The sequence below is a fragment of the Streptomyces sp. P5F9 genome (genome assembly GCF_057961495.1).
This window is the reverse complement of sequence record NZ_JBXVPZ010000048.1, coordinates 16,521-35,190: the sequence shown is the minus strand read 5'-3', so window position 1 is coordinate 35,190 and position 18,670 is coordinate 16,521. Positions and strand designations below refer to the sequence as shown.

18 protein-coding genes and 1 tRNA gene are annotated in these 18,670 nt (G+C 69.0%); 2 read left to right on the top strand and 17 right to left on the bottom strand.

Annotated features, from left to right (window positions below):
- Positions 1 to 391: 391 nt before the first annotated feature.
- Positions 392 to 883: a DUF6114 domain-containing protein gene (locus AC31A1_RS11515; protein WP_489653171.1), complete on the bottom strand. Its 492-nt coding sequence runs from the start codon at positions 881 to 883 to the stop codon at positions 392 to 394.
- Between the two features lie 118 nt (positions 884 to 1,001).
- Positions 1,002 to 1,616: a DUF6230 family protein gene (locus tag AC31A1_RS11510; RefSeq protein ID WP_489653170.1), complete on the bottom strand. Its 615-nt coding sequence runs from the start codon at positions 1,614 to 1,616 to the stop codon at positions 1,002 to 1,004.
- Between the two features lie 273 nt (positions 1,617 to 1,889).
- Here AC31A1_RS11510 and AC31A1_RS11505 point away from each other — a divergent pair, with 273 nt between their 5' ends.
- Complete coding sequence (locus AC31A1_RS11505; RefSeq protein ID WP_489653169.1) at positions 1,890 to 2,600, top strand: MerR family transcriptional regulator; 711 nt, start codon at positions 1,890 to 1,892, stop codon at positions 2,598 to 2,600.
- 91 nt (positions 2,601 to 2,691) lie between these two features.
- On the opposite strand, the gene AC31A1_RS11500 is transcribed toward AC31A1_RS11505, so the two are convergent.
- A complete protein-coding gene (locus AC31A1_RS11500) occupies positions 2,692 to 4,869 on the bottom strand; it encodes an MMPL family transporter (RefSeq protein ID WP_489653168.1) in 2,178 nt (725 codons plus the stop codon).
- Between the two features lie 168 nt (positions 4,870 to 5,037).
- Between AC31A1_RS11500 and AC31A1_RS11495 the strand changes: the two genes are divergently transcribed.
- On the top strand, positions 5,038 to 5,679 hold the full coding sequence (locus AC31A1_RS11495; protein WP_489653167.1) for a TetR/AcrR family transcriptional regulator: 642 nt from the start codon (positions 5,038 to 5,040) through the stop codon (positions 5,677 to 5,679).
- Between the two features lie 259 nt (positions 5,680 to 5,938).
- Here AC31A1_RS11495 and AC31A1_RS11490 read toward each other — a convergent pair whose 3' ends face one another.
- The 14 genes from AC31A1_RS11490 to AC31A1_RS11425 form a co-directional block, all read right to left on the bottom strand.
- A complete protein-coding gene (locus tag AC31A1_RS11490; protein ID WP_489653166.1) occupies positions 5,939 to 7,102 on the bottom strand; it encodes an L-dopachrome tautomerase-related protein in 1,164 nt (387 codons plus the stop codon).
- A gap of 212 nt (positions 7,103 to 7,314) precedes the next feature.
- On the bottom strand, positions 7,315 to 7,827 hold the full coding sequence (locus AC31A1_RS11485; RefSeq protein WP_489653165.1) for a nuclear transport factor 2 family protein: 513 nt from the start codon (positions 7,825 to 7,827) through the stop codon (positions 7,315 to 7,317).
- Between the two features lie 65 nt (positions 7,828 to 7,892).
- On the bottom strand, positions 7,893 to 8,705 hold the full coding sequence (locus AC31A1_RS11480; protein WP_489653164.1) for an oxidoreductase: 813 nt from the start codon (positions 8,703 to 8,705) through the stop codon (positions 7,893 to 7,895).
- A 307-nt stretch (positions 8,706 to 9,012) separates the two neighbouring features.
- Complete coding sequence (locus AC31A1_RS11475) at positions 9,013 to 9,216, bottom strand: hypothetical protein (RefSeq protein ID WP_489653163.1); 204 nt, start codon at positions 9,214 to 9,216, stop codon at positions 9,013 to 9,015.
- A gap of 165 nt (positions 9,217 to 9,381) precedes the next feature.
- Positions 9,382 to 10,521, bottom strand: coding sequence for a dioxygenase family protein (locus AC31A1_RS11470; protein ID WP_489653162.1), 1,140 nt, complete (start codon positions 10,519 to 10,521; stop codon positions 9,382 to 9,384).
- Positions 10,522 to 10,812: 291 nt separating this feature from the next.
- Positions 10,813 to 11,952, bottom strand: a complete 1,140-nt coding sequence (locus AC31A1_RS11465; protein ID WP_489653161.1) for an ABC transporter substrate-binding protein — start codon at positions 11,950 to 11,952, stop codon at positions 10,813 to 10,815.
- A 431-nt stretch (positions 11,953 to 12,383) separates the two neighbouring features.
- Positions 12,384 to 12,764 carry a nuclear transport factor 2 family protein gene (locus AC31A1_RS11460; protein WP_164322459.1) on the bottom strand — a complete coding sequence of 127 codons (381 nt, stop codon included), beginning with the start codon at positions 12,762 to 12,764 and terminating at the stop codon, positions 12,384 to 12,386.
- 94 nt (positions 12,765 to 12,858) lie between these two features.
- Positions 12,859 to 13,269 (bottom strand): nuclear transport factor 2 family protein, encoded by a 411-nt coding sequence (locus AC31A1_RS11455; protein ID WP_489653160.1) that lies wholly within the window; start codon positions 13,267 to 13,269, stop codon positions 12,859 to 12,861.
- Positions 13,270 to 13,271: 2 nt separating this feature from the next.
- The gene (locus AC31A1_RS11450) at positions 13,272 to 14,078 is read right to left on the bottom strand and encodes an MBL fold metallo-hydrolase (protein ID WP_489653159.1); all 807 of its coding nucleotides are present in this window, start codon (positions 14,076 to 14,078) and stop codon (positions 13,272 to 13,274) included.
- Between the two features lie 44 nt (positions 14,079 to 14,122).
- The gene (locus tag AC31A1_RS11445) at positions 14,123 to 14,731 is read right to left on the bottom strand and encodes a DsbA family protein (protein WP_489653158.1); all 609 of its coding nucleotides are present in this window, start codon (positions 14,729 to 14,731) and stop codon (positions 14,123 to 14,125) included.
- A 155-nt stretch (positions 14,732 to 14,886) separates the two neighbouring features.
- On the bottom strand, positions 14,887 to 15,381 hold the full coding sequence (locus AC31A1_RS11440; RefSeq protein ID WP_489653157.1) for a MarR family winged helix-turn-helix transcriptional regulator: 495 nt from the start codon (positions 15,379 to 15,381) through the stop codon (positions 14,887 to 14,889).
- Between the two features lie 1,348 nt (positions 15,382 to 16,729).
- Positions 16,730 to 16,803 (bottom strand) — tRNA-Pro (locus AC31A1_RS11435).
- A gap of 60 nt (positions 16,804 to 16,863) precedes the next feature.
- Positions 16,864 to 17,778, bottom strand: coding sequence for a YceI family protein (locus tag AC31A1_RS11430; protein ID WP_489653156.1), 915 nt, complete (start codon positions 17,776 to 17,778; stop codon positions 16,864 to 16,866).
- A gap of 109 nt (positions 17,779 to 17,887) precedes the next feature.
- Positions 17,888 to 18,646 (bottom strand): NUDIX domain-containing protein, encoded by a 759-nt coding sequence (locus AC31A1_RS11425; RefSeq protein WP_489653155.1) that lies wholly within the window; start codon positions 18,644 to 18,646, stop codon positions 17,888 to 17,890.
- Positions 18,647 to 18,670: the final 24 nt, after the last annotated feature.

The window sequence follows — 18,670 nt, the reverse complement described above, 5'->3', positions numbered from 1 at the left end:
CTCGTCGTCCGGTTGCGACGGCGGCTTGACGGGCTCCCCGCTCGGGTGAGCGCCGACTGTGCGGGGATCAGCGGACGGGGTGGGGTGTGCGGGAGCGTTCGTCGCAGTGGGTGAGGGGTCTTCGGGACGGGCGCAGTCGACACCGCTGGTTCCCTGCGCGCCTGACCCCTCTTCGGAAACGGAGAGCGCCGCGGTGGCGCTGGTGTCCGCGGACTCGGGCAGGCGTTGACTTCCCAGGATGAGGGCGGTCGGCAGTGCAGTGAGCGCGAGAGCCCTCCCGACCGGCAGACGCAAGCGTGTCAGCGCTGACGTACGGGGGATGGCGTGCCGGCCTCTCGGCGGCCGGGCGAAGCGGGGTTCCGCGGTCTCGCCCTGAGTGTCGGGCGACTGGTCACTCACTCCCCTGTCCTCCCGCCCGGGTGACTGCGGCTGACGGCTCTTCAGCGCCGTCGGGTATGTCCTCCGCAAGCCCGTCCCCGTCCACCGGGCCCCATGCCAGAGCCAGGAGTCCGCCCGACGCCGCGAGCAGCGTGCCGACGAAGAAGCCGCCGAAGTTGGAGATGGGAAGCGACAGCACGCCGAGGAACACCGCGACGCAGCCCGCGAAGAACCTGATGATGGGCTGGAACCAGAGGAGTCCGCCGAGGACGATCAGTGTCAGGCCGATGACCAGGGATCCGGCCCCCGCGGTGGTGGACATCGCCACGGACAGGGCGCCCAGGGAAAGGTTGAAGTACGGGAAGTAGATGATGGGCGCAGCGGCAAGGAGCACCAGCAGGCCCGCCCAGAAGGGGCGGGTGCGCCGCCAGGCCCGGAAGTCCCGGCGAGCGCGGGTGAGGCCGCTGCCACTGTGGGGGTGCGCGGGTGCACCGGCACTCGTCATGTGGCAGCTCCCAAGTCGTGGGTGGGTGAGGGTGTCCGCGAGGACGGTGGAACGCTGCCGCCCCCTGGGCAGTCGCCGGTCGCTTTCGCGCGCGGGAGGCGAGGGGGCGGGAGCGAGGTCAGAAGCAGTCGTGGCGGCCGGCCGCGATGTTCATGTGCAGGCCCGCCAGTTCGAACGTTCCCGCAGTCGTGGCCCAGACCGTCTGGTGGGCATCGATGATCTCGACCGCGTCCGCCTCCTGGGCGTAGCCGTCGGGATCGACGTGGTCCTTCGGGTTGACCTGACCCTTGGTCATGGAACCGGTGGCGACGCCGATGTCGACGTTCTTGAAGGTGCCCTTCTTGGCCTGGAGGTCGGTCATGTCGATGTACAGGTCCTTGGCCTTGACCGGCGTACCCGACCCGCCGGCCGTGAGCGACATCGTGTAGGTCCCGAGGACGGGGATGTCCACCGGGACGGACTGGCACATGTCGGTGACCGTCGCGTTCTTGATGGACGAGACGGAGACGGGCACGTGCTTGCCGTTCTTGGCGACGTCCACCGTGGCGTAGTTGGCGAATCCGGTGCCGCTCAACTTGCCGGCCGAGACCTGGAAGGCGGAACCGGAGATGCTGAACGAAGCGGCCAGGGCGCCCTGGGCCATGGAAATGGCAACGGCCGCCGTGGCGGCCACGGTCGGCACCGCGCCGATGGCGAAACGCTTCCAGTGGGTCTTGCCGATTCGCTGGGACATGGTGTTGGTCTCCGTTGTCGATGCGTACGAGACGACCGGACCCAGAACTGACTGGCCCGGGCCCGGGGTGGGGAGAGAACTGCGGCTGGGTGTGGCCGTGGCGGTGCTGGCGGCTTCCGCGGGCGCGTGTCGTCCACGCGCACGGAGAAGTGGGCACACCGAAGAAGCACTCGATAGTGTTACTACCGAGTACCCGATAGTGGCACTATCGATCCCATCGGGGCAACCCCCGGTAACGCGATACTGGTGGGACAGTTGAGCGTGAGGGAGCGCATGAGGATTTCAGAGCTCAGCCGACGGTCCGGGGTGCCGATGGCGACCATCAAGTACTACCGCCGGGAAGGGCTGTTGCCCGAGGGACGCGCGCTGAACGCGACGGCGGTCGAGTACGGCGAGGAGCACATCCAGCGGCTCCGTCTGATCCGTTCGCTCATCCAGCTCGGCGGGCTGTCCGTCGCCCGTACCCGTGAGGTGCTCGATGCGGTGGACCGTCCGCTGGACGGGTTCGAGACCCTGGGCGTCGTCCACCACGCACTGCCCGTGCCCTCCGCGGAGACGAACGGCAGGAGCGGCGCGGACAACGTGGACAGCCCCGGAGCGGAGAGCACCGCCGACGAGGCTGTACCGGGCGGAGCCGCCGCGAGGGTCGAGGCTCTCATCGAGAGCATGGGCTGGCGGATCTCCGAGGCGTCACCGCACCGCCCGGCACTCGCCGAAAGTCTCGCCGCGCTGAGCCGCCTCGGCACCGACTACACGGTCGACGACCTCGTCCCCTACGCACAGCTCGCCACCTCCACCGCCGATTTGGACTTCGCACAGTTCGAGGGGATCGAGGACCGCATCGCCCTCGCCGAGCGGGCGGTGGTCCTCGCCGTGCTGTTCGAGCCGGTCGTCCGGCTGCTACGGCGCCTGGCCCAGGAGGACGCGAACCACCGGCGCCATGACCGCCGTGCATGCGAGCGGAGCGAGCAGCCGGAGAAGTGAGTCCCCAGCGGGGCACCGCCGACCCCTCGCTCGCGACGGCAGCGAGGGCCGAAGTGCCCAGGGTGAAGGGACTTCGGCCTCTCGGGAGGGTTCAGCCCGTGGGGACGGGGACCCGCTCGTCGGTGTCCTCCGGCACGTCGGTCTCCTTGATGCCGAACCGGTCGTAGAAGCGGGCGAGCGGACCCGGAGCCCACCAGGCCGCCCTGCCCAGCAGTCTCATGACGGCCGTTCCCAGCAGGATGCGCACCACCAGCACGTCCACCAGGACCGCGAACACCATGCCGACGCCGAACAGCTTGATGGTCAGCACATCGCTCATCCCGATCGCCGCGAGCGGCACGCACATCAGCACCGCCGCGCTCACGACCAGGCGGCCGATGGACCGCAGCCCCGTGGCCACGGCTTCCGTACTGTCGCCCTGCTTGTCGTACTGCTCCCTCATCCGGGACACCAGGAACACCTCGTAGTCCATGGAGAGCCCGAAGATCAGCGCGAACAGCATGATCGGCATGTTGGGCTCGATGTTGCCCGTCGGGTCGAAGCCGAGCAGGCCGTGCAGATGGCCGTCCTGGAAGATCCGGACCAGGACGCCGAAGGTCGCGGACAGCGACAGCATGTTCATCGCGATCGCCTTCAACGGCAGCAGCACCGAGCCGAACGCGAGGAACAGCAGGATGTACGTCATCACCGCGATGTAGAGCAGCATCCATGGCAGGGTCTCGCCGAGCGCGTCCAGAGTGTCGTCGTAGATCGCCGACTCGCCGCCGATGTAGGCCCGGGCGCCGGGCGGTGCCGGTACCTCCTTGATCCGGTTCACAAGGTCCCGCGCGTGGGTCGAGATGGGGTTGCCGTCATAGGTGACCGACACCCGGGCCGTGGCGCCCTCCACGCCGCTGATCCGGGCGCTCGTGGCGCCCTCCGTGGCGCCGAGCCGCTCGGCGTACGCCTTCAGCGCCGCGCCCTGCTCCTTCGAGGTCCCGTCGGACTTCAGCACGAGCAGTGAGTCGATGGACTTCACCGCGTCGCCGTCGAAGTCGTGCTCCATGGCGTTGAAGACCTGGCGGCCCTCGGAACTGCTCGGCAGCTGCTGCGCGTTGATGGAACCGAACTCGATCTTGGAGAACGGCAGGGCGAGCGTCAGCAGCAGACCCACCGCGCCCACCACCACGACCCACCGCCGCCGCATCAGGCCGTGCCCGAACCGGTACCAGGCGCCCTCGCCCGCCGCCCTCGGCCGCCCTGCCTTCTTGCGGCGCAGCGGGAAGGCGTTGACCTTCGGTCCCATCACGGCGAGCAGCGCGGGCAGGGCGACCAGTGAGAAGAGCACCGCCAGCAGGACCGCTGCCACGCCGCCGTACGACATCGACTTCAGGAACGTCGACGGGAAGAGGGTCAGTCCGGCCAGCGCCGCCGCGACCGTGGTGCCAGAAACCATCACGGTGCGCCCGGCCGTGGCGATGGTGCGCCCGATCGCCGCTTCGCCGGTGTAGCCGGCCGCCAGTTCCTCGCGGTAGCGGCTCACGATCAGCAGGCCGTAGTCGATGGCGACCGCGAGACCCAGGATCGTGACCAGGCTCATGGAGAACACGGACACGTCGGTGATGTTCGCGATGGTCCGCAGGACGGCCATCGAACCGAGGATGGAGAGCACGCCGACGAGCAGCGGGAGGAAGGCCGCGGTCAGACCGCCGAGCACGACCAGCAGGAGCAGGAAGAGCACGGGGGCCGAGATGATTTCCGCGGTTCTCAGGTCGTGTTCGATCTTCTCACTCGCCTGGTGACCGGTGGGCACCGTGCCGCCTTGCAGCGTCTGAAGGCCGGGTGCCGGGATCTTGTCCTTGACCGCCTTGTACGCGTCCTCCTTGGCCTTCTCGCTGCTGCCGTGCAGGTTCAGGGCGACGTAGGTGGCGTGCCGGTCGTGGCTGACCTGCGCAGGCATCCTGGTCGTCCAGAAGTCCAGGTAGCCGGTCACCTCCGACTTCGGCAGGGACTTCAGTTGCTTGACGACCGCCTGCTGGAAGGACGGGTCGTCGACGGTGCGGTCCTTGTCGCGGTAGACGATCACCGCGTCGGGTGTCCGCTGCGGGAACGCCTTCTCGGCGATGTGGGCCGCGCGCACGCTGTCCGAGCCGGGGTCCTGGAAGCCGAGCGGCGTCAGGGAGCCGAAGACTCCGGCGCCGTAGGCCCCGGACAGGACGGCGAACAGCATGGTCAGTATCAGCACCGGCTTTCGCCTGCGGTACAGCAGCCGCCCGAACCCCTCAAACATGACTTCTCCTAGATCGTCAGCCAACGCCGGACAGGACCATCCCAAGGTCGGCGCCGAACGAACCGTAACAGTGTTTTTATTGCTCGATGCAATGCTGTTGCGCACCTCTCATCGGGGAGATGGCCGAGCGTCTCTGCATTCGTAACGGCGTTGCAATACGATGACGCCATGGCCAGGCTCAAGACACATGACGAAGCACTCCGGCTCCGGCTCCTGCACCGCGCGGCCGCCACGGTCTTCGACCGCGGCACCGCCGCGCTGAGCCTGCGACAGCTCGCCGCGGACGTGAAGACCTCGACCACGGCGGTCTACTCGCTGTTCGGCAACAAGGCGGGTCTGCTCAGGAGCCTGTACGAGGAGGCCGCGCGGCTCTTCGTCGCACGCCTGGCAGCCATCCGTCCGACGGACGACCCGGCCGGCGACGTGATCCGGCTTGGGCTCGTCTATCGCGAATACGCCATCGCCAACCCGCATCTCTACGCGATCCTCTTCTCCGACCGCAGCGTCCAGTGCCCGTCAGAGTCGGAGTTGGAGTCGGAGAGGCCGCGTGACGCCATCGAGACCTACCGGCCCCTCGTCGACGCCGTGCGGCGCGGACAGCAGGCAGGGCAGTTCAGTGCGGAGTCCGACCCGGAGGTCATCGCACTGTCGGTCTGGGGAACGGCCCATGGCCTGGTGTCCCTGGTGCTGTCGGGGAACGAGCCGCCCGGGCTCGCGGTCGCCGACTGCTACGAGCGGGCCCTGGGGGCATTGGTAGCGGGGTGGCGAGTGAGCGAGGGGAAGGTTCAGGCGTTCGCGGACGTGCCGTGAGCCCGGAGCCGGTACCGCTCGGGGCCTGAGCGTACGGTTCAGCGCCTTGAGGGCGTCGAGTTGTACGGAGCCGATGTACGGAGACGATGGTCTGCTTGTACGGAGACAGTGGTCTGCCCGAAATCGACCGCGGCGCCGCGCACCGCACCGGCAAAACCTGCCCCACCCGGGTCCGCGTCAGGGTCGAGGTCGCCCGCTGCTCGGCCGGTGTGCACACCGCTCCCCCGCCCAGGCGGCCGCCCGACGCGGGCCGGCGAGGTCACACGAGCCTGACCGGCCCGGCGTCGATCGGCAGGCGGACCAGGAGGTAGGGCTTGCGGCGCAGGTCCTTGCCCTCGTGGAAGGGCGACAGCCGGTTGAGCTGGTTGGCGGTGGCGTACAGGTGCCGGTCCGACGCGACGGACAGGGTGTCGACCCAGATCAGGTCGCTCCCCTGGGCGAGGGTCCGGTAGGTGCCGTTCGCGCTTCTCCGCCAGATCGCGTTGTGTTCCAGGTCGCCGCCGTAGAGCCGCCCCTTGTCGTCGCTCTCCAGGCCGTCGGCCATCGGCTTGAACCCGAGGTCCTCGACCGTCGCCGCCACCTCGGCGTCCGTGGCGTCCGGGTCGGCGAGGGCGTCGGTGGACACGCTGTGCAGTCGGCGGCTGGAGAGCGGGCAGTAGTAGAGGCGCGTGCCGTCGGCGCTGAGAGCGATGCCGTCGGAGCCGGTCTCGTAGTACGTGGGCTCGCCGCCCGCGGGGCGGACCATGAAGGGCTCGCCCTCGATGACCGGAAGGAACCGCTCGTCCGGGAGTGCCGAGGGATGCCCGGTCAGTCGCCGCCAGGAGCGGCCCGTGGCGAGGTCGACCACGATGATGCCGTTGGAGCCGCCCGAGTCGGTGATGAAGGCCATGCCCTCGGCGCCGCGACGCAGGTCGAAGCGCACGTCGTTGGGATAGCTGTTCGCCGGCACCACCTCGGGCGGGAAGAGGATCTTCCGTACGATCCGGTCGGTACGCAGGTCGACCGCCACGAGCTTGGGACCGCCGTAGGAGGACCCGGCGAACAGCGGGCTTCCGGTGTCGAGGATCCACAGCCGGTCGGCCCCGTCGACGACGACGCTCTGCACCGACTGGAAGTGCCCGGCCAGGTCGGAGGCGTCCTGGCGGTTCATCTCGGCATCGGGGTAGGCAACCGGCTTCCCGCCGCGCAGTTCGGCGACGGTGAACGGGACGTCGTCACCCCAGCGGGGAAAGTTGACGAAGATGCGGCCGCGGCGCGAGACGGTGACACCCGTCGGCATCGCGCCCCAGAAGCGGGCAACGACCTCGTAGTGACCGGCTGTTGAACCGGAGGGCGAGGCGGAGTCGGAGGCGTAGGCGGGTCCGGCGAGTTGGGTGGCGGCAAGCGACGCGGTGGTCGCCGTAAGGAACGTACGTCGCTTCATGGGAGCCTCTCCTACTGGTTCAAGTTGCTGGAGGGCGCGGCGAGTTGCCGCATCACCTCGGCGCGTGGGGCGAGCCGGAGCCCACCTGGACGGCAGACACCTCGTGCGTTCCCGCGACCTGAAGCCGTCTGCCGGGGACATCGCCGGCGGCTGCCGCCAACTCCTGGAACTGGAAGGGGAGCGGGGCCAGACGGCCAGTGGTGCTCTCAGCTCTACCGGGCTGTCGGCCGGGTCTTCGCGACCATGCTGCGGTCCCCCGAGGAGACCATCGCGTGTATCGGTATGGTGCTGACGCTCATGAGCGTCGCAAGGCCCCGGCGGCCCTGCTGGCGAGCGAGCGCCGGACCCATGAGGTGCATCAGGGCGGTGAGGGCCGGCATCGGACGCCCGAAGAGCGTGATCTCCGTAATGCGCGCTTGGTCGTCGAGCCGCAGCATCTGCACCTCCTCGAACGACTGGGATCCCACCCGCGCCCGGTAGACCAGGGCGTACGTGTCGCCCTCGCCGGTCTGGGTGTGGTAGCGGACGTCCTTGACCGCCGCGAACGCCACGGTCAGGAAGTCGCGCAGCTGGTCGGATCCCTCGAAGCGGAACTGGCCGCTGAGCGGCGAGCTGAGCACGACGTCCGGGCTCAGACACGCGACCGCGGCGTCGACGTCACCGTGTTCCTCGGCGGAGCGCCAGCGCGCCACGGTGGCGGCGGCGGAGTGCAGCGTCTCGGACATGGGTCTCTCCCGGTATCAACGGCGCGAACGAGTTTGCGGGTGGACGGGGCTTGCGGGTGTGGGTGTCAGCCGACGAGTTTGTTCATCGTGCGGATCTGCTTGTCCAGGACCCAGGCGGGAACGAAGCGGAGCATGCGTGCCCGTCCGGCCATGGGGCCGGCGGCGTAGCGCAGTTTCGGCTTCGCGTCGGTCGCGGCCGTGACGATCGCCTTGGCGACCACGGCGGGGTCGTCACCGCTCTTGATCGCCTCCGCCATCAGGCGGTCGAAGATCTTCCGCTGGTCGGCGTAGGTCCGCAGGGGGGTGTCAGGCTTGGCGCTGTTGGCCTCGAACCCGGTGTTGGTGTAGGCGGGTTCGACCAGGAGCGAGCGGACGCCGTACTGCCGGACCTCGTGGTCCAGGGACTGGGAGTAGCCCTCGATGGCGTGCTTGGACGCGCCGTAGACCGCCATGTAGGGAGCAGGGATGAAGCCCTGCACGGACGAGAGGTTGATGATGCGTCCGCGCCCCCGGGCGCGCATGTGCGGCAGGACTTCCTTCACCATGCGCATGACTCCGAAGACGTTGATGTCGAAGACACCCTGGGCCTGCGCGAGGGAGGTCTCCTCGGCCGCGCCGATCGAGCCGATGCCGGCGTTGTTGACGAGGACGTCGATCCGCCCGAACCGGTCGATCACCTGCTGGACCACCGCGGTGACCGACTTGTCACTGACCACGTCGAGGTCGAAGAACGTCACGCCCTGGAGCGGGCCGACACGTGAGGCGTCGCGGCCCGTGCCAGCCACCTCGAAACCTGCCGCGACCAGTGCGAGCGCGGTCTGCTTCCCGATGCCGGAGGAGGCGCCCGTCACGAGGGCCACCGGTCGATTTGTCGTCATCATGCACTCCCGAACCCTTGAAGGAAACCGATCGGTTTCGCCTTGCCTCACTGTAAACCGATCGGTTTCCAGTGCGCAAGCTCTCAAGCAGGGAACGGATCCCGGGGCGCGTCACAGGCCGGCTTCAGGTCGAGCTGACCGGCGCCCGCCGGCATGGCGGCACGCACCGGATGAGCAGGCAGGAGAGATGCGGGAGCGCCATCCCCGCGCTGCGATCGCGAGTTCGCGCTCAAGGGCTGCTACGGCACCTCTGCCGAAGCGATTGCCGGGCGTGCCGGTGTCACCCGTACCTCTTCCGTGGGGGCGATCAGGCGGGGGCTGGGGCAGGGACGGTGTGGGCTGCGCGGTGGGTGATCTTCCAGTGCCCGTTGTCGAACCGGTAGTGGTCGTTCAGTTCGACGACGTGTAGGGAGACGGTGCCCTGAGCGGTCCCGTCCCCGGAACTGTGGAAGTACCGGCTCGTGACGAGGTGGCGGACCGTCACCTCGGGACCGGAACGAGCGTCGAGCACGTCCCGGATCTCCGCATGACCGCGCAGCTTGCGTCCGTGAACCTCGCCTCGTACAGGGCGTCGGGGCGAACAGTTCGAGCAGTTCGTCGTACTCGCGGCGGTCGTAGTGGTGGAAGAGAGCCGTGTTGAGCCGGGCCGGCGACCAGGCCGTGGCCTCCTCGGGAGTCATGCCCTCTCCTCCTTCGGGGCGAGGGTGTCCGGGTTGGCGCGGGTCTTGAGGACGAAGCCGAACTCCGTGGTCCGGTACGGGCCCTGGAAGCCGTGTCCGGCTATGTCCTCGGGGTCCTCATGGAGGGTGGTGTCCGCCTGCAGGGCGGGGTGGGCCAACTTGGAGCCGCCAAAGTCGACGGGGATGACGGGGTCTCCCTTGAAGTAGATCTCGCCGAACCAGGGGCTGATCAGGTCAGGGTGGTGGACCTCATAGTGGATGTGGGCCGGACGGTAGAGGCTGCGCCCGAGGGCCGCGGCGGCCTCGACGACGCTGTCGATCGCCATCGCGTTGGCATCGGCGTAGGCGACAGGGGTGATGGTGGTGAAGGTGTAGCGGCCGTCGGCGTCGGTGAACAGGTGCCCGCGCAGGTTGTACTTGGGCACTCCGTCGTCGTACAGACCGGAGTAGTCGCCGTTGTTGGCGGCGTGGTAGATCTCCAGCTTGGCGCCCGCGAGCGGCTGACCGTGGCCGTCCAGAACGTGGCCGGACACGATCAGCTGGACACCGGGCTCGTCCGGCCGCATCGGCAGGGTGCCGGGGTTGTCGACACGCGGGGAGCCGGCGATGACGGCTCGGCTCATGGCGGAACCGACCCGGTCGTGGCCGAGGAACCCGGAGCGGATGCGGTCGGTGGCGGGCTTGTCGGTCGGATTGCTGATGCGGGCGATCGTGTAGTCGAGGCCGGAGCCGGTGACGGCCTCGGTCATGCCCTTCAACTCGGCCAGCGCGTTGGGGAACATCAGCCCGGCCAGCACGGGCAGCACCTTGTGCTTCCAGTGCGGCTTGTCCCGCGGATCGGCCGGCGAGGGCGTGGCCAGGCCGACGAAACGGGTGACCTTCCGCGCCTCCATCGCCTGCACGATGATGCGGGTTCCGTCGGTCACCTGAGTGCCGGTCGTGGACCGTTTCAGGGAGGGGCCGAGCGCGCTGATGACCGCATCGGCACCGCCGACGGCCTGCTCGACGGCATCGCGGTCGGACAACTGCCCGGTGATGACCGTGAGTTGGGAGTGGGTGAGGGCGAGCTTGGCGGGGGTGCGGATCAGGGCGGTGACCTGGTGACCTTCCCGAAGCCCCGAAGCCCCGAAGCCCACGGCCCTCTATCGCGCCATAGTCCGTCTCTCGCGAACCGGCCCGGACACTGCCTAGAGAGGAGCGACGACGACCCGTGTTACGCGTTCGCGCCACGGTGAGCGTCTGCCGGACAGCAGAGGACCACCTGCTCCGCGCGGAATTGTGGGGTCCGATGCGGGCTGTCCCTGGGGTGGCCGCCAACAGAGCAGCCGTGCGTTGGATGCCCTATTGGGAGGAGCTGACGCGACCGGTATTGGCCCGGGCAGGCAGCCCGTGAAAGGACTGCCTGCCCAGTTTCTGCCATGTGCGGGTCAGGCTCCCGGGTGCAGCCCGAGAGAGCCCGGCGACGGGTCTCCCTTGACCTCGCCGAAGTAGAGAGCGAAGGTCTGCTTCCAGCGCTCGATCGCGGCGCGGTCGGCCATGAAGCGGGGGAATCCGTCGAGGTTCCCGTTCGGGTACTGCCAGATGGGCTTCAGCCCCGTCGGCGGGGTGACATCCGTGCGGACCGACCAACCGTTGGTGGCGGCCTGCTGCTGCTCGGTGGACAGCCGCCAGTTGAGGTAGAGCTTGGCCGCGGTCGGGTTCTTGGCCTGCTTCAGGATCGCGGCCCGCTGCCCCCAGGACACGAAGGGTGTCGCCTCGTCCGGGAGCACCCACTTGACGGGCCCGGTGGCCAGGGCCGCGCCGGAGCCGCCGACGCCGATCGCCTTCTGCCCGCTGGTGACGGCGTCCCGGGGTGTGTAGCTGCCGCGGGCGAACTGCAGGTCCTGGGCGGCCAGTTGCGCCAGCCAGTCCCAGCCGTACTTCTGCACATAGAGCGTGTAGAGATAGAGGACCGCGTCGTCGTCGTGCGGATAGGACGAGGCGATCCTCCCCTTCCACTTGGCGTCGACGAGGTCGAGCGGGCTGGTGGGCACGTCCGAGCCGACCGCCGCCGGGCCGTACATGAAGCTGAAGGCGCTCACCTGTACGGCGACCCAGGCACCGCGGGCGTCCTTGAAGGGGGCGTAGACCTTGGAGAAGCCGGCCGGCCTGTAGGTGAGCAGACGTCCCTGCTCGTTCCAGCGCACGAAGTCCTGGACGGTCTGCAGTTGTACGACGTCGGGCACGACGGTGTCGGTGGCGAACTGGTTGTCCACGCGGACGTCGTGGTACTTGCTGTAGTCGACGACAACCGTCAGATCGATCCCGGGGAAGCGGCTCTTGAAGCCGGTACGAAGGCCGTCCGCCTGCGTCGAGACGTCACCGCCCGCGTAGATCACGAGCTTTCCGCCCTCCGTGAGGGCCGCCTGGTAGAGCTCGTCGAGTGTGCGGGTCTCCTCGGCGACCCCTGTCGTCCGGTCAGTGGTGGACGCCGCCGCGGGGGAAGCTGTGGCGGCGGCCGCACCTAAGCCGAGCGCGGCACCCGCGCCGGTGGCGAGCAGACGGCGTCGGCTGGGAAGGCTGGTCATGTGGGGAAACCTTTCTGACGGAGAAGACCAAGCGCTGGTGCGGTGGCGCCCGGGAGTCATGCCGCGTCGACAGCGCGCAGCGCGGCTCAGGACGGCCGCGACCTGGTCAGGTGAGACAGATGCGGTGGGTGGGCGGAGCGGATGCAAAACGGTGGCCCCGACGAACGGGCGGAAGGCCGGCGGGAGCAGCGGCGGGTGGCTCCGCAAAGAAAAGGGGTGCACGCCCCGCCCGCAACGGACCGAAGATCCAGGAGATGTCCGTGGCCCGTATACCAGGACGACGGTGGCGTTCGGTTCGCCTGAAGCAGCCTCAAGAGCGGGCCGTGTACCGCAGCATGTGCCGCGGCGCACGGCGGGGTGGTGCGGAGGTCGACGGCGGGTGGCACGACCCGTGAGGCGGACCGGTCCCGGCCCGGATGCGGGCGCGGAACTCAGAACATGGTGTTGTCGTTGGCGCTCTTCTCGGGCACCTCCTGGATCACGTCCCAGTGCTCGACGATCTTTCCGTCGGCGACGCGCCAGAAGTCGGCGACGGCCATGCCGCGGTCGCCGGGCTTGAGATGCAGGTTGCTGTGGGTGACGACCAAGTCCCCTTCGGCGACAGCCCGCTTGATGTCCAGGCGCAGGTCGGGAAACTGGCCGCGCAGCCAGTGGACGTAGCCGACGAACGCCTGCGGACTGTCCTGCGCCTCCGGGTTGTGCTGGGTGTAGCTCTCACCGAGATGCGCGGCGGCGGCCTGCTCCGGCTGGTAGTCGTTGAACGCCTGCTCGTAAAACGCGATGACGAGCGCCTTGTTGTCGGCAGCGGACACAAGCCTCTCCTGCTCTCTGGGGGGATGCTGGCTCGTGCGTACGTCTAGACGGTCATGGCGTCGCGGACGCTAGACGGTCATGGCGTCGCGGACGCTAGACGGTCATGGCGTCGCGGACGAGCGCGGTGTCGACGAACTGCTCGAAGCGGACGATGTGTCCTGCGCGTACGACGAAGTGGTGGGCGACGCGGACGGCGATCGGCTTCCCGGTCGCCTTGTTGGCCGCGGTGTAGCGGGCGAGGACGACGACGTTCTCGCCGTCGACGACGTAGGTGTCGTCGTGGGCGGTCCAGCCGTCCCAGTCCTGGCCCAACTTCTCCATCACACCGGCGGTGACGCCGTCGGGGGTGCGGTAGGTACCGGCGAGGGGGAAGCCGGCCATCTCCGTCCACTCCACGTCGGGGGCCAGCGTGGCCCGAAGGGCCTCAAGGTCACCCGCCGCGGAGGCGAGGTACTGACGCCGTACGACATCGGCGGGTGCGGTGGAGGTCGCGAACTCGGCCATGGTCAGCCCCACTTCATCTCACCCTTGGCAACCTTCGCACCGATCTGGGCGGCGATCAGCATGCCGTTGTCGGGGTAGCGCTTGACCAGCGCCTCCGTCAGCGCGGCGCCGTCGGACGCCTGGCCGAGCTCCTCCTCGAAGGCGAGGAGGTACTCGCGGGTCGCGGAGATGGCGGACGCGTCCGCCGCCGTACCGGGCAGACGGTGGCCGGGGACAACCAACTCCGGCCGCAGCGCGGCCATTTCGTCGAGCAGGTCGATCCACGCGGCGCGGTCGCCCGGGGTGGGGGTGTCGGCGACCCAGACGTGCTCCTGCTGGAAGAGCAGGACGCCGCCGAGGAGGGCACGGTGCTCGGCCTGCCACAGGTAGTGGCGGTCGGGCAGCGCGGCCGGCCCGCCCTTGAGCTCGAAGCGGTGGCCCTCCAGGGCGAGGTCGCCGGTCAGCGCGGTCAGGTCGACCAGGCGGGTGGGCAGGTTCGGGCCGAGCGCGGCCCACGCCTTGAGCTTGCCCTCGTAGGAGTGCTGGATGTGCTCGATGACGAGCGGGGTGGCGACGAACGTCGCGTCGGGGAAGGCGTCGGCGATGACTTCGGCGCCGAAGTAGAAGTCCGGGTCGGCGTGGCTGACGAAGACGGTGGTGAGCTTCTTGCCGGAGTCGAGGATCTCGGCGGCGAGGCGGTGGCCGTCGGCGCGGGTGAAGCCGGCGTCGACCAGCAGGGCGTCGTTCTCGCCGGTGACGAGGGTGGCGGTCTTGTTCTTGCTGCCGGCCGGGAAGTCGAGGTCGAGGACCTTGAAGGAGAGGGTGCTCATGCGGGGGCTCCTACGTGCAAGGGATGGAGTGGGGCAGGGGAAGATCAGTGGGCGGCGAAGCGTGCGTCGACCTCGTCGGCGGTGGCCTGGCCGTAGGCCAGCGGGGTGACGGAGTCTCCGTCGACGGCCAGCAGCGTGGGGAACCCGGTAACGCCGAGCTGGACCGCGCGGCGGAAGTCGGCGTGGGCCGCGGCCTGTGTGTCGGGGGCTTCGAAGGCGTCGACCACGGCATCCGCGTCGAGCCCGGCGGCCTGGGCGACCTTTCGGTAGGTGGCCGCGTCGGACAGGCTGCGTCCGTCGACGTAGAAGGCGTGCTGAAGGGCCGCAGCCAGCTCCGCCGCGCGGTCGGGGGCGGCCTGGCGCAGGGCTGCGACACCGCGGGCGGCGGCGTCGGAGTCCATCACGAAGGAGCCGTCGGCGATCAGTCGCTCATACGCCTCGCCGAACTCGGCGCCGGTCAGCTCGGCGATCTTGGCGTTCGCGCCCTGGACGTAGCCGAACTCGCGGACGGGCACCCGGCGCGACCCGGTGAACAGTCCGCCGGAGACGACTTCGACCGGCAGTTCGGGGTGACGGGCGGCGACCTCGCTCAGTGTTCCGGAGAACCCGTGCGACCAGCCGCAGTAGGCGTCGAAGACGTAGACGAGCTTCATCGAAGACCTCGGCAGAGATGTGCGCCCGCGGGTTGCGAGCGATTCACCTGACAGAACAGTAACTGACGTGTCAGATATTTCAAGGCTCGTGTGAGGTGGGGCACATGAGTGTGGCTGACCACGTCATTACACCAGCGTGGCCGCTGGTCCGCAGGTCAGGGCAGCCGGGGCAGCAGATCCCGGGCCGTGTGGCTGAGGATGCGGAGATCCTCCGCGAACCGCTTCCGGTCCGCCGCGGGCAGCGGGTCCACGAGGTACCGCTTGATGTTCTCCAGGTGGACCCGGGACGCGCGTACGACCGTCTCCTCGCCCAGCGGCGTCAGCCGCACCAGCTTTCCGCGCCGGTCGTCGGGAGAGTCCGCGCGCGTCACGAAACCCGCCGCCTGCATGCGATCCACCAGCCGGGTGGCACCGCCGGTGGTCAGCACCTGCTCCTGGGCGATGGCCCGCATGGAAAGCCCCGGCTCGCCCGCGCGCCCGAGGATCAGCAGCACCTCGAAGACCAGATGACTGATGCCGCACTCCACCTCCAGCGCCCGGCCCAGGATGTACTCCAGCCGGTTCGCCGCCCCCTGCAGTCGCCCGAACGCCAAGATGAGCTCGTGATCCGCGGCCTCCTTCGCCGACCTGATCTCCGCTTCCACACCCACGGCAGCGCCGCCTCTCTCGTCGTCCCGGGACCACCGTACCGATCACGCAGGGACAGGCCGGACGGTCGAGTCCGCCGGCCGGTCAAGCGACAGGAAGACTCATCCGTGCCCGCAGCACCCTGAGGCCTGGACGGCAGAGCAAAGCCGCCAACACCAGCTCATGCCGAGACGAAGGCGATGATCGCCGTCGTCGCGATTCACCCGTCGCAGACGCCAGGGCGTGTGGTGACTTCGGCCAGTTCCGTATGAGTGGGTGGTGAGCGTAATCGCGCATGGCCTGCTGCTAGGCCGTATTGCCGTCTAGGAGCAGCCTGTCGCCGGCGGTGACTGCGAGCAGTTGCTCACCCAGAGTGTGCGCGTCGCGCAGTGCGGTGTCAGTGCCGACGCCAGGGCGGGGCTCATGGCGTGGGCCGCGTCGCCCATGACGATGATGTTGGACGGTCAACATCCGGACCATGTCCGGGCCAACTCTCCGTTCACCGCGGCCTAAACCGTCGTTTGACCTGGTCACAGCCCCACACAAGGTGTACCACCAGCAGACCAAGAACCTGCTGGTGGTACAGCCTCGAACAGCAGACCTAGAACAGCCCGGAACCCCCTGCCGACCTCGCCAGCACTGCCGGTGCGCAAGACAGCGACCAGCGAGCGGGATCGTGCGGCGCCGATATGCAATCGCTTACGGAGCGTTTCGGCAGAAATCGGCCACCGGTGGGCGTGCCAGTGCCGGACATCCTCCGCCCGAGCCCGCTCAAGAAGATCATCGGCGCCGTCCTCCGGAAGTGCTTGAACCACCGCTCGGCAATGTCGGCGCACCGTCGGCGACGGCACGGATACTGCTGATGGCTTGCAGCAGGCCAGGGTCGATCTCGGCCCAACGGATCAGCAACAGCGGGCCCACGGCGTCGCAAGCCGCCCGCCCGTACGCATCCGCGAGCAGCAGTTCGGTGACGTTGAGGGAGAGGGCGAGGGCGAGCAGGCCGGCCAGGAGTCGATCTCGCCCTCATCCAGCATCAGCCACTTGAAGAACTGCTGTAGTGCCTTGTGGTTGTTCAGCGCCGTCGACGCCGACCTCGTCTCGATTCATCCACGCCTGGAACGCCTCAATGTGCGCGCGGCTGACGTCGGTCGGATCCTCGGCCGCGTCGTCAGCCTCTGGGTCCGGCGAATACCCCCAGGTAGCGGCCCAACTGGTCAGCCGCCAGCAGATAGTTGTAGCGGGTCGTCTCCGGGTCGTTCCCCGCCCGCAGCGAGCGGCCCCGATGAGCGGCATGCTCAACCCCGAAGACCGGAAACGACCCATACGAAAAGGGCCCCCGCAGACTCTCGCCTGCGAAGACCCTTCACACTGTCGGGACGACAGGATTTGAACCTGCGACCCCTTGACCCCCAGTCAAGTGCGCTACCAAGCTGCGCCACGTCCCGCTTGCGCCGCACCCGGTCGGCCGGGTGAACACGCAGGTAAACCCTACCGCATGTGGCAGGTCACTTCGGCGGCGTCGGGGTGTCGTGGGTGCGGTACATCGCCTGGATGTCCAACTCCAGCTGGACGGTGGGGCCCACGACGGCGATGCCCCGGGCCAGCATGCTGCGCCAGTTCAGGGTGTAGTCCTCGCGGTGCAGCTCGGCCGTGGCCAGGGCGGCGCAGCGGAGTTCCTCGGCGTAGCCGCCGTTGACCGTGCCCAGGTAGGTGGTGTCCAGGTTCACCGAGCGGCTCACGCCGTGCATCGTCAGCGAACCCTGCAGTGTCCACTTGCTGCCGCCCCGGTAGGCGAACCGGGTGCTGGCGAAGTCGATGTACGGGTAGCGCTCCACGTCGAGGAAGTCACCGGAGCGCAGGTGGTTGTCCCGCGTGGTGTTGCCGGTGGTGATGCTGGACGCGTCGATGCGGACGTGGACCCGGGAGTCGGTCATCTCCTGGGCGATCTGGATACCGCCCTGGAACCGCTCGAACCGGCCGTGCACATGGGCCATTCCGACGTGCTTGGCGATGAAGCGGATCGCGGTGTGCGGCGGGTCGAAGAGCCAAGTGCCGGGCGGCGGGAGTTCCTGGGCGCGGCCGGGCTGGAGCCAGACGCGTTCCGTGGGCTCGGCGGTTCCGGCGACGATCTCGACCGTCTCCTGGTGCGGCTGGAGTCCCTGGGCCGAGACGAGGAGGCCGTAGCGGCCGGGCGGCAGGGCCGCGAGGAAGAAGCCGTACGGGTCGGTCGTACCGGAGGCCGTGACGCGGTGCGAGTCGAGCGCCGTCACCGTCACGTCGGCGGACGCCATGGGCACGCCCATCGGGTCGACGATCTCACGGCCGAAGCCGCCCGCGCCGGGCGGAAGGGGGAGCGAGAGGCCCACCGCCGTGGCGGAGGCGCCTTGGGGCCGCCGGCGCCGGAGCAGTGCGAGGGCCATGGTGATCACCTTTCTTCACAGCAGTCGTACCGGCATACGGCGCCAGACGACATGCCCTCGATCCTTGGCGCTCCGGCGGTGAAACGGGTGTCTCATATCGAGACACCCGTTACGCCCGGTCCGCCGCCGATGCCTCGTAACGGCTGACGATCGGCTCCAGGTAGTCCGCGTGCGGGCCCACCAGGAGCGGGAGTTGGGCGGCCGAGCGGATCAGGGCGATGCGGTCCAGTTCCGGGTCGCGGCCCTGGGCCCGCTCCGCCGCCGCCATCGCCTCGAACCGCTCGCGCAGCCTGGCCTCCGGGAGGGACGGGGCGCGGAACAGGACACCGATGCTGCCGTTTCCGGCGCGGGTCACGTTCCAGTAGGTGAGGTCGTCGGGCGAGGTGTCGATGCCGGTCTCCTCGACCAACTCCCGTGCGGCGTGCCGGTGCAGGGCCGCCATGTCGAGCGGCTCGTCGTCCTCGGGGGGTTCGAGCGATCCGCCCGGCAGTTGCCAACGTCCCGGTGCCGCCGTGGAGTTCGACATGCGGCCGACCAACAGGCGTCCGTCGTCGGCCGGTTGGAGGACGGAGACGAAGAACGACGGCAGCCACGTGGTCGAGAACGGGACGCGCCGCAGGGCGAAGTGCCGGTACGTCGTCCGGACCCAGGAGACGGTCAGCTCGTCCGGGCCCTCCCGCCGCGTGCCCGCGCACACGAGGACCGGCCCGTCGAAGTAGCTCGGGTTGTCCCGTACCTTCGCGTCCCACACCTCGTCCATGGCCAGCCGCTCCTCGGGCGTGAGCCGAGGAGCGGCGGTCTCGACGAGCCGGAGCCGGTGGACGTCCAGGAGTTCGGCACGGAAGCGCCGCGCGCTCTCTTCGATCATCGGTTCATGCTGGCACACCGGCCG